The organism is Enterobacter cloacae complex sp. 2022EL-00788, assembly GCF_026627565.1.
Lineage (GTDB): Bacteria > Pseudomonadota > Gammaproteobacteria > Enterobacterales > Enterobacteriaceae > Enterobacter > Enterobacter pasteurii.
Window position 1 is genome coordinate 39,343 of the sequence record NZ_JAPNMC010000012.1, and the last position, 15,268, is coordinate 54,610.

Sequence of the window (15,268 nt, forward strand, 5' to 3'; positions counted from 1 at the left end):
CTGCGTTCCCCGCTGATCTTTTTAGAGAGGTTTACGCTTGTTTGACCGTTATGACGCCGGTGAGCAGGCGGTGCTGGTACACATCTATTTTTCGCAAGACAAAGATATGGAAGACCTCCAGGAGTTTGAATCTCTGGTCTCTTCCGCCGGTGTCGAAGCAATGCAGGTGATTACCGGTAGCCGTAAAGCGCCGCACCCGAAGTATTTTGTTGGTGAAGGTAAAGCAGTAGAAATTGCGGATGCCGTAAAAGCAACCGGCGCATCCGTTGTGCTGTTTGATCATGCGCTGTCTCCGGCTCAGGAACGTAACCTGGAAGCTCTCTGCGAATGCCGTGTTATCGACCGCACGGGGTTGATCTTAGATATTTTTGCTCAGCGTGCGCGTACCCACGAGGGTAAGCTGCAGGTTGAGCTGGCGCAGCTGCGCCATCTGGCGACGCGTCTGGTGCGTGGCTGGACACACCTTGAAAGACAAAAAGGCGGGATTGGTTTGCGCGGCCCGGGTGAAACCCAGCTCGAAACCGACCGCCGTTTGCTGCGTGGCCGTATTACCCAGATCCTTTCACGTCTGGAACGTGTAGAGAAACAGCGCGAGCAGGGGCGTCGTGCGCGAACCAAAGCGGACATCCCGACGGTGTCGCTGGTGGGCTATACCAACGCCGGTAAATCCACCCTGTTTAACCAGATAACCGAGGCCCGGGTTTATGCCGCAGACCAGCTGTTTGCGACCCTGGACCCCACGCTGCGCCGGATTGACGTAGCTGACGTCGGTGAAACGGTGCTGGCGGATACCGTAGGGTTTATCCGCCATCTGCCGCACGATCTCGTCGCGGCGTTTAAAGCGACGTTGCAGGAGACGCGTCAGGCAACCCTGCTGCTGCACGTGATTGATGCAGCAGACGTACGCGTGCAGGAAAACATCGACGCGGTGAATGTGGTGCTCGAAGAGATCGACGCCCACGACATTCCCACGCTGTTGGTAATGAACAAGATCGATATGCTGGACGATTTCGAACCGCGTATCGACCGAGATGAAGAGAACAAACCGATTCGGGTCTGGCTGTCTGCGCAGTCCGGGATTGGTGTGCCACTGCTTTTCCAGGCTTTGACAGAACGTCTTTCCGGTGAGGTAGCTCAGCACACGCTGCGACTGCCGCCACAGGAAGGCAGGCTGCGCAGCCGGTTTTATCAGCTTCAGGCGATAGAAAAAGAGTGGATGGAGGATGACGGCAGCGTGGGGATGCAGGTGCGTATGCCGATCGTTGACTGGCGTCGCCTCTGTAAACAAGAACCTGCGCTGGCGGACTATATCGTCTGATCAGAAAGGGGAAGCCTGAATAATTCGCCCTTGCATAACAAATATGGAGCATATACATGGCGTGGAATCAGCCCGGTAATAACGGACAAGACCGCGACCCGTGGGGAAGCAGCAATAATCAAGGCGGCAACTCTGGGGGAAATGGCAACAAAGGTGGTCGCGAGCAGGGGCCACCGGATCTGGATGATATCTTCCGCAAACTGAGCAAAAAGCTTGGTGGCCTCGGCGGAGGAAAAGGTTCTGGCTCGGGTGGCAATTCCACTCAGAGTTCGCGCCCGCCTATGGGTGGCCGCGTAGTCGGCATTGTGGCCGCTGCGGTGGTAATCATCTGGGCAGCCAGCGGGTTCTACACCATTAAAGAAGCAGAGCGCGGCGTGGTAACCCGTTTCGGTAAGTTCAGCCATCTGGTTGAGCCGGGCCTGAACTGGAAGCCGACCTTCATTGACAACGTGACCGCGGTGAACGTGGAGTCCGTTCGCGAACTGGCAGCCTCCGGCGTGATGCTGACGTCTGACGAAAACGTGGTGCGCGTTGAGATGAACGTGCAGTACCGCGTGACGGATCCTGAACGTTATCTGTTTAGCGTGACCAGTGCGGATGACAGCCTGCGTCAGGCGACCGACAGCGCCCTGCGTGGCGTGATCGGTAAATACACCATGGACCGCATCCTGACCGAAGGTCGTACCGTTATTCGTAGCGATACCCAGCGCGAGCTGGAAGAGACCATCCGTCCGTACAACATGGGTATCACCCTGCTGGACGTCAACTTCCAGGCTGCTCGTCCGCCGGAAGAGGTGAAGGCCGCGTTTGACGATGCGATTGCTGCGCGTGAAAACGAACAGCAGTACATCCGTGAAGCGGAAGCGTACACCAACGAAGTTCAGCCGCGTGCTAACGGTCAGGCGCAGCGTATTCTGGAAGAGGCGCGTGCGTATAAGACCCAGACCATCCTGGAAGCGCAGGGTGAAGTGGCTCGCTTCGCGCGTATCCTGCCGGAATATAAAGCGGCTCCGGAAATTACCCGCGAGCGTCTCTATATCGAGACCATGGAAAAAGTGCTGAGCCATACCCGCAAAGTGCTGGTTAACGACAGCAAGGGTGGAAACCTGATGGTGCTTCCGCTGGATCAGATGCTGAAAGGCGGTTCTGCGCCAGCCGCGAAAGATAACAGCGGTGCGAACAACCTGCTGCGTCTGCCGCCAGCCTCGTCTGGCAGCGCCAGCGCGAACACAACGCCTTCTTCGAACGATGGTGACATTATGGACCAACGCCGTGCTAACGCGCAGCGTAACGACTACCAGCGTCAGGGGGAATAAGGATGCGTAAGTCAGTTATTGCGATCGTCGTCATCGTACTTGTCGTGCTTTATACCTCGATCTTTGTGGTGAAAGAGGGCGAGCGTGGGATCAAGTTCCAGTTCAGCAGCGTCGTGCGTGACGGCGACAAGCGTCCGGTGATTTACGAGCCGGGCCTGCACTTCAAGGTGCCTTTCATTCAGTCTGTTAAAACGCTCGACGCGCGTATCCAGACCATGGATAACCAGGCCGACCGTTTTGTGACTAAAGAGAAGAAAGACCTGATCGTTGATTCCTATATTAAATGGCGTATCAGCGATTTCAGCCGCTACTTCCTGGCAACAGGCGGCGGCGACGTTTCTCAGGCGGAAGTGCTGCTGAAGCGTAAGTTCTCTGACCGTCTGCGTTCCGAGATTGGTCGTCTGGATGTGAAAGACATCGTGACCGACTCCCGTGGCCGACTGACGCTGGAAGTGCGCGATGCGCTGAACTCCGGTACCGCGGGCACGGAAGACGAAGTGGAAACGCCAGCAGCGGATGATGCGATTGCTAAAGCGGCTGAACGCGTTCAGGCTGAAACCAACGGTAAAGTGCCGGTGATCAACCCGAACAGTATGGCGGCGCTGGGTATTGAAGTGGTCGACGTGCGTATCAAGCAGATCAACCTGCCGGCGGAAGTGTCTGAGGCTATCTACAACCGTATGCGCGCCGAGCGTGAGGCGGTAGCCCGTCGTCACCGTTCACAGGGTCAGGAAGAAGCGGAAAAACTGCGCGCGGCAGCGGACTATGAAGTGACCAAGACGCTGGCGGAATCTGAGCGTCAGGGCCGTATCCTGCGCGGTGAAGGTGATGCCGAAGCGGCGAAACTGTTTGCTGATGCATTCAGCCAGGATCCTGACTTCTACGCCTTTATCCGTAGCCTGCGAGCTTATGAGAATAGCTTCAAGAGCAACCAGGATGTGATGGTGCTCAGCCCGGACAGCGATTTCTTCCGTTATATGAAGACGCCATCCAACGCAACGCGATAAACTCAGTCTCGTTTGAGTATTCAAACCACCGCTTCGTCAGGAGCGGTGGTTTTCTTTTATAAGGATGAAAAATGAATTCAACGATCTGGCTCGCTCTGGCCTTGGTTCTGGTGCTGGAAGGTCTCGGCCCGATGCTTTATCCCCGCGCGTGGCGTCGAATGATCGCAACAATGAGCCAGCTGCCGGACAATATTTTGCGTCGTTTCGGCGGCGGTCTTGTGGTTGCCGGTATCGTTATCTACTACATGTTGAGGAAAACGATTGGCTGATCAAAAACTAACCGTTACTGGCATATTTTAGGGTCAAAAAGTGCTGTATATCTGAAAAAGCGATGGTAGAATCCATTTTTAAGCAAACGGTGATTTTGAAAAAAATGGGTAACAACGTCGTCGTACTGGGCACCCAATGGGGTGACGAAGGTAAAGGGAAGATTGTCGATCTTCTGACTGAACGGGCTAAATATGTTGTTCGCTACCAGGGCGGTCACAACGCAGGCCATACTCTCGTAATCAACGGTGAAAAAACCGTCCTCCATCTTATTCCATCAGGCATTCTTCGCGAAAACGTCACCAGCATCATCGGTAACGGCGTTGTGCTGTCTCCAGCTGCGCTGATGAAAGAGATGAAAGGTCTGGAAGACCGTGGTATCCCTGTTCGTGAGCGTCTGCTGCTCTCCGAAGCCTGCCCGCTGATCCTGGATTATCACGTGGCGCTGGACGTTGCGCGTGAAAAGGCGCGTGGCGCGAAAGCTATCGGCACCACCGGTCGTGGTATCGGTCCGGCTTACGAAGATAAAGTTGCACGCCGCGGTCTGCGCGTGGGCGATCTGTTCGACAAAGCCACCTTCGCTGAAAAACTGAAAGAAGTGATGGAATATCACAACTTCCAGCTGGTGAACTTTTACAAAGCTGACGCTGTTGACTACCAGAAAGTGCTGGATGACGTCATGGCGATCGCAGACATTCTGACCGGTATGGTTGTTGATGTGTCCGATCTGCTGGACCAGGCGCGTAAGCGTGGCGATTTCGTCATGTTTGAAGGTGCGCAGGGTACGCTGCTGGACATCGACCACGGTACCTATCCGTACGTAACCTCCTCTAACACCACCGCCGGTGGCGTGGCAACCGGCTCCGGCCTGGGCCCACGTTATGTGGATTACGTTCTGGGTATCATCAAAGCTTACTCCACTCGCGTGGGTGCAGGTCCATTCCCGACCGAACTGTTTGATGAAACCGGCGAGTTCCTGTGCAAGCAGGGTAACGAATTTGGCGCGACCACCGGTCGTCGTCGTCGTACCGGCTGGCTGGACGCCGTTGCCGTGCGTCGCGCAGTGCAGATCAACTCCCTGTCTGGCTTCTGCCTGACCAAGCTGGACGTGCTGGACGGCCTGAAAGAAGTGAAAATCTGCGTAGGCTACCGTATGCCGGATGGCCGTGAAGTGACTACCACTCCGCTGGCTGCTGACGACTGGGAAGGCATCGAGCCAATCTACGAAACCATGCCGGGCTGGTCTGAGACCACCTTCGGCGTGAAAGAGCGTAGTGGCCTGCCAAAAGCCGCGCTGGATTACATTAAGCGTATTGAAGAACTGACCGAAGTGCCGATCGATATTATTTCCACCGGCCCGGATCGTACTGAAACGATGATCCTGCGCGATCCGTTCGACGCATAATGATGGTTTCGCCCGGCGGCGCTGCGCTTGCCGGGCCTGAAAAACCTATCTCAGGCCGGATATGCAACGCGCATCCGGCTTTTTCGTTCTCCTTCCCCCTTTCAGTTCAAATAAATTAGCCGCTACCTATCTGGCTGGTTTATCATCATTAATGAATATCTCTGCGGTTTAACCGCGTTTTCCCTTTTTCCTGAGGTTGATGTGCAGTTAACAAGTTTCACCGATTACGGCTTACGCGCGCTGATTTACATGGCGTCGTTACCCGATGGGAAGATGACCAGTATCTCTGAAGTCACAGAGGTGTACGGTGTATCCCGTAATCATATGGTCAAAATAATCAATCAACTTAGTCGTGCCGGATACGTTGCTGCCGTCCGCGGGAAGAATGGAGGGATCCGTCTCGGTAAACCGGCACAGAGTATTCGTATCGGCGATGTGGTACGTGAGCTGGAGCCGCTATCTCTGGTGAACTGTAGCAGCGAGTTCTGCCACATTACGCCCGCCTGTCGCCTGAAACAGGCGCTTTCAAAGGCCGTGCAAAGTTTTCTCAAGGAACTGGATAACTACACGCTGGCCGATTTGGTTGAAGAGAATCAACCGCTTTATAAATTATTGCTGGTGGAATGAAGAAAATTTCCACCGGAGCTGACAACGGAGGAACCGACATGTCACAAGATCCTTTCCAGGAACGCGAAGCAGAAAAATACGCGAATCCTATCCCCAGCCGCGAGTTCATCATTGAACACTTAACAAAACGCGAAAAACCCGCCAATCGTGAAGAACTTGCCGCTGAATTAAACATTGAAGGTGAAGAGCAAATTGAAGCCCTTCGCCGCCGCCTGCGCGCCATGGAGCGCGACGGGCAGCTGGTCTTTACCCGTCGCCAGTGCTACGCGCTGCCGGAACGCCTCGACCTGCTGAAAGGCACCGTTATAGGTCACCGCGATGGCTTTGGCTTCCTGCGTGTGGAAGGCCGTAAGGACGATCTGTACCTCTCATCCGAACAGATGAAAATGTGTATCCACGGCGACCAGATCCTGGCGCAGCCGCTGGGTGCAGACCGTAAGGGCCGCCGCGAAGCGCGCGTGGTCCGCGTGCTGGTGCCGAAAACCAGCCAGATTGTGGGCCGCTACTTTACCGATGCGGGCGTAGGCTTTGTGGTGCCGGACGACAGCCGTCTGAGCTTCGACATCCTGATCCCGCCTGAAGAGGTGATGGGCGCGCGTATGGGCTTTGTGGTGGTGGTTGAACTTACCCAGCGCCCGACCCGCCGTACCAAAGCGGTAGGTAAAATCGTCGAAGTGCTGGGCGATAACATGGGCACCGGCATGGCCGTTGATATGGCGCTGCGCACCCATGAAATTCCGTACGTCTGGCCGAAAGCGGTGGAAGACCAGATCGAAAACCTGCGTGAAGAAGTGCCGGAAGAGTCCAAAGCAGGCCGCGTGGATTTACGCGATCTGCCGCTGGTCACCATTGATGGTGAAGACGCTCGCGACTTTGATGACGCCGTGTACTGCGAGAAAAAACGCGGTGGCGGCTGGCGCCTGTGGGTAGCCATCGCTGACGTGAGCTATTACGTTCGCCCGCATACGCCGCTGGATAATGAAGCGCGCAGCCGCGGCACGTCGGTTTACTTCCCGTCTCAGGTTGTGCCGATGCTGCCGGAAGTGCTTTCCAACGGTCTGTGTTCCCTGAACCCGCAGGTTGATCGCCTGTGTATGGTCTGTGAAATGACCATCTCCAGCAAGGGACGCCTGACCGGATACAAGTTCTACGAAGCGGTCATGAGTTCCCATGCGCGCCTGACCTACACCAAGGTCTGGCATATGCTGCAGGGCGACCGTGACCTGCGCGAACAGTACGCGCCGCTGGTCAAACATATTGAAGAGCTGCACAACCTCTACAAAACGCTGGATCAGGCGCGCGAAGAGCGCGGTGGGATCTCGTTTGAGAGCGAAGAGGCGAAGTTTATCTTCAATGCCGAACGTCGCATCGAGCGTATCGAACAGACCCAGCGTAACGATGCCCACAAGCTGATTGAAGAGTGTATGATCCTGGCGAACATCTCGGCGGCACGTTTCGTTGAGAAAGCCAAAGAGCCTGCGCTGTTCCGTATTCACGATAAGCCGACCACGGAAGCCGTTACCTCGTTCCGCTCCGTACTGGCCGAGCTCGGTCTGGAACTGCCGGGCGGTAATAAGCCTGAGCCACGCGATTACGCCGAGCTGCTGGAGTCCATCAGCGATCGTCCTGACGCGGAAATGCTGCAAACCATGCTGTTGCGCTCCATGAAGCAGGCGATTTACGATCCGGAAAACCGCGGTCACTTTGGCCTGGCGCTACAGTCTTACGCGCACTTTACCTCGCCGATCCGCCGTTATCCGGATCTGTCGCTGCACCGTGCGATCAAGTATCTGCTGGCGCATGAGCAGGGCCACAAAGGCAACACGACCGAAACCGGGGGGTATCACTACTCCGTGGAAGAGATGCTGCAGCTGGGCCAGCACTGTTCCATGACCGAGCGCCGTGCCGATGAAGCCACGCGCGACGTGGCGGACTGGCTGAAGTGTGACTTTATGCTGGATCAGGTAGGTAACGTCTTTAAGGGCGTGATTGCCAGCGTCACCGGCTTTGGTTTCTTCGTGCGTCTGGATGAGCTGTTTATCGACGGCCTGGTGCACGTTTCCAGCCTCGATAATGATTACTACCGCTTTGACCAGGTTGGCCAGCGCCTGATTGGCGAATCTGGCGGCCAGACCTACCGTCTGGGCGATCGTGTGGAAGTGAAGGTCGAAGCCGTCAATATGGACGACCGTAAAATCGACTTTAGCCTCATCTCCAGCGAGCGTGCGCCGCGTAACGTCGGCAAAACCGAGCGCGAAAAGGCGAAGAAAGGCGGCAACGGCAAAGCGGGCGGCAAGCGCCGTCAGGCGGGTAAGCGCGTGAACTTTGAGCCAGACAGCGCCTTCCGTGGCGAGAAGAAGCAGAAGCCAAAGGCGGCGAAGAAAGATGCCCGTAAAGCGAAAAAACCGTCGACTAAGACCCAAAAAATAGCGGCCGCGACCAAAGCGAAGCGCGCGGCGAAGAAACAGCAGGCGGAGTAAATTCTCCCCTCAACCTGACCCTCTCCCCCAGGGGAGAGGGGAAATATTTATTACGAGAACCATCAATGAGTGAAATGATTTACGGCATCCACGCGGTGCAGGCCCTGCTGGAGCGCGCACCAGAGCGTTTTCAGGAAGTATTTATTCTGAAAGGGCGTGAAGATAAGCGTCTGATGCCGCTGATCCATGCCCTGGAAGCGCAGGGCGTGGTGATCCAGCTGGCGAACCGCCAGTATCTGGATGAGAAAAGCGAAGGTGCGGTGCATCAGGGCATTATCGCGCGCGTGAAGCCGGGCCGTCAGTATCAGGAAAACGATCTGCCGGATCTGATCGCCGGGCTGGAGAACCCGTTCTTCCTAATCCTCGATGGCGTAACCGATCCCCATAACCTTGGCGCGTGCCTGCGTAGCGCGGATGCGGCAGGGGTGCATGCGGTGATTGTGCCGAAAGATCGCTCCGCACAGCTGAACGCGACCGCTAAAAAAGTGGCCTGCGGCGCGGCGGAAAACGTGCCGCTGATCCGCGTCACCAACCTGGCGCGCACTATGCGTCTGTTGCAGGAAGAGAATATCTGGATCGTCGGCACCGCCGGTGAAGCGGATCACACCCTGTATCAGAGCAAAATGACCGGCCGTCTGGCGCTGGTGATGGGTGCTGAAGGCGAAGGTATGCGCCGTCTGACGCGCGAGCACTGCGACGAGCTAATCAGCATCCCGATGGCGGGCAGCGTGTCGTCACTGAACGTTTCCGTTGCGACGGGCATCTGCCTGTTTGAAGCGGTGCGCCAGCGCGGAGCATAAACAGCCATTCGCCCTCTCCCTGTGGAGAGGGCCGGAGTGAGGGCACCAGACGGTGATAACCTCACTCCTCCAGCGACCGCAAATGGTCATCCTTCCTCAACGTCATCAGCGCGAAAATGCTCACCACCGCCGTTGCCATTACGTAATACGCCGGAATATCCAGATTCCCCGTCTCTTTAATCAGCCCGGTAATGATTAGCCCCGCACAGCCCGAGAAGATCGCGTTCGACAGGGAATAGGCCAGCCCCAGCCCGGTATAGCGCACGCGCGTCGGGAACATTTCAGACAGCATTGCCGGCCCCGGGCCTGCCAGCATTCCCACCAAACCTCCCGCAATCAACACCACAATCGCTTTGACCGCCAGCGTGCTGGACTCCGCCTGCAGTATTTTCAGCAGCGGCAGGGCGAGGATCAGCAGCAGCACCGTGGCGATAACCATTACCGTACGCCGCCCGATTTTGTCGCTGAGCATTCCCGACGGAATGATGGTGAGCGCAAAGCCAACATTAGAAATCACCGCAATCAGCAGCGCCTGGTTAAACCCGGTGTGCAGCGCCGATTGCAGATAGGTCGGCATAATCACCAGATAGGTATACCCCGCCGCAGACCAGACCATAACGCGACCAATGCCCATCAGGATGGTTTTGAAGATGGCGGCGGTGCTGGCCCGTGCAATAACCGGTTTTTCCTGCTGCTGCACGAAGCTTGGCGTCTCTTCCATGCTCACCCGCAGCCATAGCGCGACCGCACCCATCGGCAGCGCCAGGAAGAACGGGATCCGCCAGCCCCAGTCGTGCAGGGCTTCGGGTGTGAGGAGGGCGGAGAGCAACGCGACAATGCCTGCGCCCGCTAACAGTCCGAGCGCTACGGTGAAGGATTGCCAGGCGCCGTAAAGGCCGCGCTTGCCGCGCGGAGCGAACTCCGTCATCAACGAAACCGCACCGCCATACTCACCGCCCGCGAACAGACCTTGCAGAATACGCAGCAGCGTAACGATCAGCGGCGCGGCAATCCCGATGCTGGCGTAGACCGGCACAATACCGATGGCGGCGGTGGCGAGCGTCATCAGCACCAGCACGATAATCAGCGTCGGTTTACGGCCGATCCGGTCGCCAGTGCGGCCAAACACCACCGCCCCCAGCGGGCGGAAGAAGAAGGCGATGGCGAACGAGGCCCAGGTGAGGATCAGGCTCGTCAGTCCCGCTTCCCCTTCAAGCTGGAAGAAATTTTTCGCAATAACGGTTGCCAGAAAACCGTACACCGCAAATTCATACCACTCGATGAAGTTACCAATGGAGCCTGCTATTAATGCACGCTTGTGCGCATCCTGTTGCATAACGATCCTCACAACGACGGGTTAAGAATAAATTATTCAACATAAGCGGAGTAATGAAATAGTTTATTCTTATGTTCTGTGAGCTAATTCACGAATGATATCAGTGCGATCGCCATCGTGTGACCCCCCTCCCATGCAGCGTTCATGCGCTCTGTCCATACTTACGCTAATTGCCAATGAAAGGAGGGAGACAGCATGCACTGGCAGACGCATACCGTTTTTAATCAACCCGCGCCGCTTTCGAACAGTAACCTTTTTCTCTCTGACTGTGCCCTGCGCGATGCGGTTGCGCGCGAAGGGGCTGAATGGGATATGGAGCTTCTTGCCAGCATCGGACAGCAGCTGGGCACGGCAGAGTCGCTGGAGCTGGGCAGGCTGGCGAACGTTAACCCGCCGGAGCTGCTGCGTTATGACGCTACGGGAGAGCGGCTGGATGACGTTCGCTTTCATCCGGCATGGCATCTTCTGATGCAGGGGCTTTGCGCTAACCGGGTCCACAACCTGGCGTGGGAGGAGGCGGCGCGAAAAGGATCTTTCGTCGCCAGGGCCGCGCGCTTCGTGCTTCATGCTCAGGTGGAGGCCGGGACGTTATGCCCGGTGACCATGACCTTTGCCGCCACGCCGCTGTTGCAGCAGTCGCTGCCCGCGCCCTTTCATGACTGGCTAACGCCGCTGATGAGCGATCGCTACGATCCCCATCTTGCGCCGGGCGCCCAAAAGCGTGGCCTGCTGATAGGTATGGGGATGACGGAAAAGCAGGGCGGATCGGACGTTCTCAGCAATACCACCAAAGCAGAAAAATGCAGCGATGGCAGTTACCGGCTGGTGGGCCACAAATGGTTTTTCTCCGTGCCGCAGAGCGATGCGCACCTGGTGCTTGCGCAGGCGAAAGGCGGTTTATCCTGCTTTTTTGTCCCGCGTTTCCTGCCTGACGGCCAGCGTAATGCCATTCGCCTGGAGCGTCTGAAGGATAAGCTCGGCAACCGCTCGAACGCCAGCAGTGAAGCGGAGTTCCTTGATGCTTCCGGCTGGCTGCTGGGCGAAGAGGGCGAAGGCGTCCGGCAAATCCTGAAGATGGGTGGGCTGACGCGCTTTGACTGCGCGCTGGGCAGCCACGGACTGATGCGCCGGGCGCTCTCGGTGGCGCTTTATCATGCCCATCAGCGCCAGACCTTCGGTAAAAACCTTGTCGATCAGCCGCTGATGCGCGAGGTGCTAGGCCGTATGGCGCTGGTGCTGGAGGGACACACGGCGCTGCTGTTCCGCCTGGCCCGCGCGTGGGACAAACGTGAAAACGCGCAGGAAGCCGCATGGGCGCGGCTTTTCACTCCGGCGGCTAAATACAGCGTCTGCAAAGCAGGTATCCCCTTTGTGGCGGAAGCGATGGAGGTGCTGGGCGGCGCAGGCTATTGCGAAGAGAGCGAACTGCCGCGGCTGTACCGTGAAATGCCGGTTAACAGCATCTGGGAAGGTTCAGGCAATATTATGTGCCTGGACGTCCTGCGCGTGCTGGCGAAGCAGCCGGGCATTCTCGAGCTGCTCACCGACGATTTTGCGCAGGTGAAAGGCCAGGACAGACACTTCGATCGCAGCTGGCGGCAGCTGCAGCAGAAGCTGCGTAAACCGCAGGAGGCGCAGGGCAGGGAGATCGTCCAGCAGCTCTTTTTACTCGGCGCCGGAAGTCAGATGCTGCGGCACGCATCGCCGCCCGTGGCGCAGGCGTGGTGCCGCATGATGCTGGATGCCCGGGGCGGTACGCTGTTGAGCGAGCAGGTGCAAAATGACCTGCTGCTGCGCGCCACGGGCAGAGTCGGTTAACCCTTCAGCTGGAACAGGCTTACCAGCCTTGTGAGGTGGGAGCCCTTCTCGCGCAGCGTTTGCGCCGTCTGCTCGCTGCGTGAGATGCGATCGGCGTTGATGTGCGAGGCCTCCCCGATGTGCGTCATCGCCAGATTCACCTGACCAATCCCCGCAGACTGTTCGCGGGACGCGTGGTTGATCTCGGTAACGAGCTGGCTGATGTTATCGATATGGACAATGATCGAGTCCATCGCCAGGCGCGTCTGTTCAGACAGCGCATGGCCTTCGCTCACCTTGTTCAGCGTGTCGCCAATCAGCTGCTCAATCTCCTTCACCGCATTGGCGCTGCGCGCCGCCAGGGCACGCACCTCCTGCGCCACCACGGCAAAGCCCTTGCCGTGTTCGCCTGCCCGCGCCGCTTCAACCGCCGCATTGAGTGCCAGAATATTGGTCTGGAAAGCGATGGACTCAATCACGCGGGTGATGTCTTCGATACGTTTCGATGCGTCGCGAATATCATCCATGGTTGATACGGCGTGCGTTACCGTCTCTCCGCCGTGGTGTACCGCCCGCGAAGTTTCTCCCACCAGCTGCTGCGTTTGCTCCATGTTGGCGGCGTTTTGCTGCACGGTCGCGGCTAATTGCTCCATGCTGGCAGACGTTTCCTCAACGCTGCTGGCCTGCTTGTTGATTTGCTCAGAAATCTCGCCAGTGTCTGAGGCCAGCGCGTTAGTGCCCTGATGGATCTCGCCGGCGGCCTCGCGGACCTGCAGCACAATTTTTTGCAGGCCATCCCCGATGCCGTTGATGGCGTCAACCAGCTGGCCGACCTCATCCTGACGCGTTACCGGCAGGCTGGCGCGAAGATCGCCTGCGGCATACTGGCGGGCAAGATCGATTACCCCGCGCAGCGGGCGGGTCAGCATCCGGCGAATGATGAGAACGAACAGGCCAGCGAAGAGTGCAGACAGCGCCACGCCCGCCAGCAGGAAGCGATCGCGCAGGGTCGTCACGCTTGAAAGCAGCACGGCTTTATCCACTTCACCCACGATGGTCCAGTTCCAGCCCGGCAGCGGCGTATAGGCGACTTTTAGCGTACGGCCATCCGCGCTCACGCGTTCCAGCGTGCCGGGTTTATCACCCAGAAGCTGCTGCTGTGTGGCGGCGTCCCAGTTCGGCAGCTTACCCTCTTCGGTGGCGTGGAACAGGTACTGGCCGCGCGTTTTGCCATTGCTGCGGTCCAGTACAAAGAAGCGACCGCTCTCGCCCAGACGACGGTTCAGGATTTTCTCGCGCATGACGTTCCACGAATGGGTGATGTCCACGCCGACAAAGATAATCCCGATAACCTGGCCTTGCGGATCCTTAACGGGCTGGTACTGCGTGATGTAGCGCTTACCAAACAGCAGCGCCAGCCCACGATAGACTTCCCCTTTGGCTACCGCCGCGAACGCCGGGCCGGTGGCGTCGAGTACGGTTCCGATCGCGCGTTCCCCATTCTCTTTGCGCAGCGACGTCGCCACGCGGATAAAGTCATTACCGCTGCGGACAAACAGCGTCGAAATGGCCCCCGTACGGCTCAGGAAGTCATCAGAAAGCGTATTGTTCTCGTGTAGTTCCGTTTCCCCACCTTTGAGCAGGGGAACGGTAAGCCCGTTGATGGTCCGGCTCTGGCTGCTGTCGCTATTCAGCGGCTGCGGCAAAAAGGTGGTGAACAGGCGAGTATAGCTTTCGACCTCTTCGCTCAGGCTGGTGTTGAACATCTGCACCATATCCACCATGCCGGTAGACTGATTGTGCAGGTCTTCAACCGCTAAATCTTCGAGCTGCTGGCTGGCTTTGTGGCTGAGAAGAAAGGTGAACAGCAAAAAAAGCGTGGCGACACCCGCGCCTGTCAGCAGCGATAGCTTCGTGCCCAGGCCTGCCCGGTGGAAGAAAGTGATCATAAATTGCTCATCATTGAAAAGGTATGGCTGTTCAACGGCAGAGCGAAGCGAACGTTTATCACTTTAATGTAACCAGATGTTGCATGGTTGTTTTTATTTGGTTTCGGAGATGAGAAAAAATTTGCAAATACGAAAAGCCACTAAAATTAAGTGGCTTTTATCGGGAGGAAGTTATGCATAAAGAATGGCCTGGACCCGCCAGTGGTTAATATGGCGGTCTTCCTGCATCTGGACGATGCGATACCAGGAGGCGCCCTGTTCGTCCGCCTTCAGGGCCACGACACGTTCAACGTCCTGCGGGCTCCCCGTAATATTCGTCACGGAGATCTGACCAATTTCGTTCAGGCCAGTGACACAATCAGCGCTGGCAAATTCGGCTGACTGCGCCGTGGTGCTCAGCAGGCCTGCTGAAAGTAATAACGTCGTTAAGGCAAGGGTTCGTTTCATCGTCAGCTCCTTTTCACGTGTCTCCGGTATCCGCCGGGCAATCCTTCGCGAATAAACTCATTTCCATTGTTGCTGGCATGGAGTTTATTGTGGACAGGAAAATGTCTACGGACGCAAAGCAGTGTAAAAGTCGTTTAAATGATGATGCTTACCTGCGGTACAAAATCCCCTGTGCGTACCACTGTCCTGTAATAATGGTTTCATCAATCATCGTGATGACGTAATAATCTGCTTTTGCGGCGACGGCCTGTGCTTCAATTGCGTCTTCTGCATCATCCGGGGAACCGCGAACCATCGCGGAGACGGAACCCAGACGTTGTAATCCTTCCGTCTGGTTACGACGAATTTCCTGAGGACGATCGGTAACCGGTGGAGCCGGTTCTGGCGTACCCTGCAGTACGGAACATCCGCTAAGCAGTGAGACCAGCAATAAAGCGGTAAGCCTGCGCATAAACCTGTCTCTTTTCCTGATAGCCATAGTGTAGTTGTCTGCGAATTTAGTTTTGGGGGAATGTTCCC

13 protein-coding genes are annotated in these 15,268 nt (G+C 57.0%); 9 read left to right on the forward strand and 4 right to left on the reverse strand.

Features of this window, described 5'->3' with window-relative positions:
* Positions 1 to 37 precede the first annotated feature (37 nt).
* The 8 genes from hflX to rlmB all read left to right on the forward strand — a co-directional run bounded on the left by hflX (position 38) and on the right by rlmB (position 9,220).
* Positions 38 to 1,318 (forward strand): ribosome rescue GTPase HflX, encoded by a 1,281-nt coding sequence (gene hflX / locus OWK27_RS18095; RefSeq protein ID WP_148421859.1) that lies wholly within the window; start codon positions 38 to 40, stop codon positions 1,316 to 1,318.
* Between the two features lie 56 nt (positions 1,319 to 1,374).
* On the forward strand, positions 1,375 to 2,634 hold the full coding sequence (hflK, locus tag OWK27_RS18100) for an FtsH protease activity modulator HflK (protein WP_176608899.1): 1,260 nt from the start codon (positions 1,375 to 1,377) through the stop codon (positions 2,632 to 2,634).
* Between the two features lie 2 nt (positions 2,635 to 2,636).
* A complete protein-coding gene (hflC, locus tag OWK27_RS18105) occupies positions 2,637 to 3,641 on the forward strand; it encodes a protease modulator HflC (protein ID WP_148421863.1) in 1,005 nt (334 codons plus the stop codon).
* 71 nt (positions 3,642 to 3,712) lie between these two features.
* The gene (locus tag OWK27_RS18110; RefSeq protein WP_003855996.1) at positions 3,713 to 3,910 is read left to right on the forward strand and encodes a DUF2065 domain-containing protein; all 198 of its coding nucleotides are present in this window, start codon (positions 3,713 to 3,715) and stop codon (positions 3,908 to 3,910) included.
* Between the two features lie 104 nt (positions 3,911 to 4,014).
* Entirely contained in the window at positions 4,015 to 5,313 is a 1,299-nt protein-coding gene (locus tag OWK27_RS18115; protein ID WP_032628076.1) for an adenylosuccinate synthase, read from the forward strand.
* A 201-nt stretch (positions 5,314 to 5,514) separates the two neighbouring features.
* Positions 5,515 to 5,940, forward strand: a complete 426-nt coding sequence (nsrR, locus tag OWK27_RS18120) for a nitric oxide-sensing transcriptional repressor NsrR (protein WP_014882230.1) — start codon at positions 5,515 to 5,517, stop codon at positions 5,938 to 5,940.
* A 38-nt stretch (positions 5,941 to 5,978) separates the two neighbouring features.
* Positions 5,979 to 8,420: a ribonuclease R gene (rnr, locus tag OWK27_RS18125; protein WP_148421865.1), complete on the forward strand. Its 2,442-nt coding sequence runs from the start codon at positions 5,979 to 5,981 to the stop codon at positions 8,418 to 8,420.
* 65 nt (positions 8,421 to 8,485) lie between these two features.
* Positions 8,486 to 9,220: a 23S rRNA (guanosine(2251)-2'-O)-methyltransferase RlmB gene (gene rlmB, locus OWK27_RS18130; protein WP_148421866.1), complete on the forward strand. Its 735-nt coding sequence runs from the start codon at positions 8,486 to 8,488 to the stop codon at positions 9,218 to 9,220.
* Positions 9,221 to 9,281: 61 nt separating this feature from the next.
* Here rlmB and OWK27_RS18135 read toward each other — a convergent pair whose 3' ends face one another.
* Positions 9,282 to 10,556, reverse strand: a complete 1,275-nt coding sequence (locus tag OWK27_RS18135; protein ID WP_267590918.1) for an MFS transporter — start codon at positions 10,554 to 10,556, stop codon at positions 9,282 to 9,284.
* Positions 10,557 to 10,751: 195 nt separating this feature from the next.
* Between OWK27_RS18135 and OWK27_RS18140 the strand changes: the two genes are divergently transcribed.
* Complete coding sequence (locus OWK27_RS18140) at positions 10,752 to 12,374, forward strand: isovaleryl-CoA dehydrogenase (RefSeq protein ID WP_267590919.1); 1,623 nt, start codon at positions 10,752 to 10,754, stop codon at positions 12,372 to 12,374.
* On the opposite strand, the gene OWK27_RS18145 is transcribed toward OWK27_RS18140, so the two are convergent.
* The 3 genes from OWK27_RS18145 to bsmA all read right to left on the reverse strand — a co-directional run bounded on the left by OWK27_RS18145 (position 12,371) and on the right by bsmA (position 15,227).
* Positions 12,371 to 14,302: a methyl-accepting chemotaxis protein gene (locus tag OWK27_RS18145; protein ID WP_267590920.1), complete on the reverse strand. Its 1,932-nt coding sequence runs from the start codon at positions 14,300 to 14,302 to the stop codon at positions 12,371 to 12,373. The two genes, OWK27_RS18140 and OWK27_RS18145, sit on opposite strands and share 4 nt — an antisense overlap.
* A 171-nt stretch (positions 14,303 to 14,473) precedes the next feature.
* Complete coding sequence (gene yjfN / locus OWK27_RS18150; RefSeq protein WP_148421873.1) at positions 14,474 to 14,749, reverse strand: DUF1471 family protease activator YjfN; 276 nt, start codon at positions 14,747 to 14,749, stop codon at positions 14,474 to 14,476.
* 148 nt (positions 14,750 to 14,897) lie between these two features.
* Positions 14,898 to 15,227, reverse strand: a complete 330-nt coding sequence (bsmA, locus tag OWK27_RS18155; protein ID WP_148421875.1) for a biofilm peroxide resistance protein BsmA — start codon at positions 15,225 to 15,227, stop codon at positions 14,898 to 14,900.
* Positions 15,228 to 15,268: the final 41 nt, after the last annotated feature.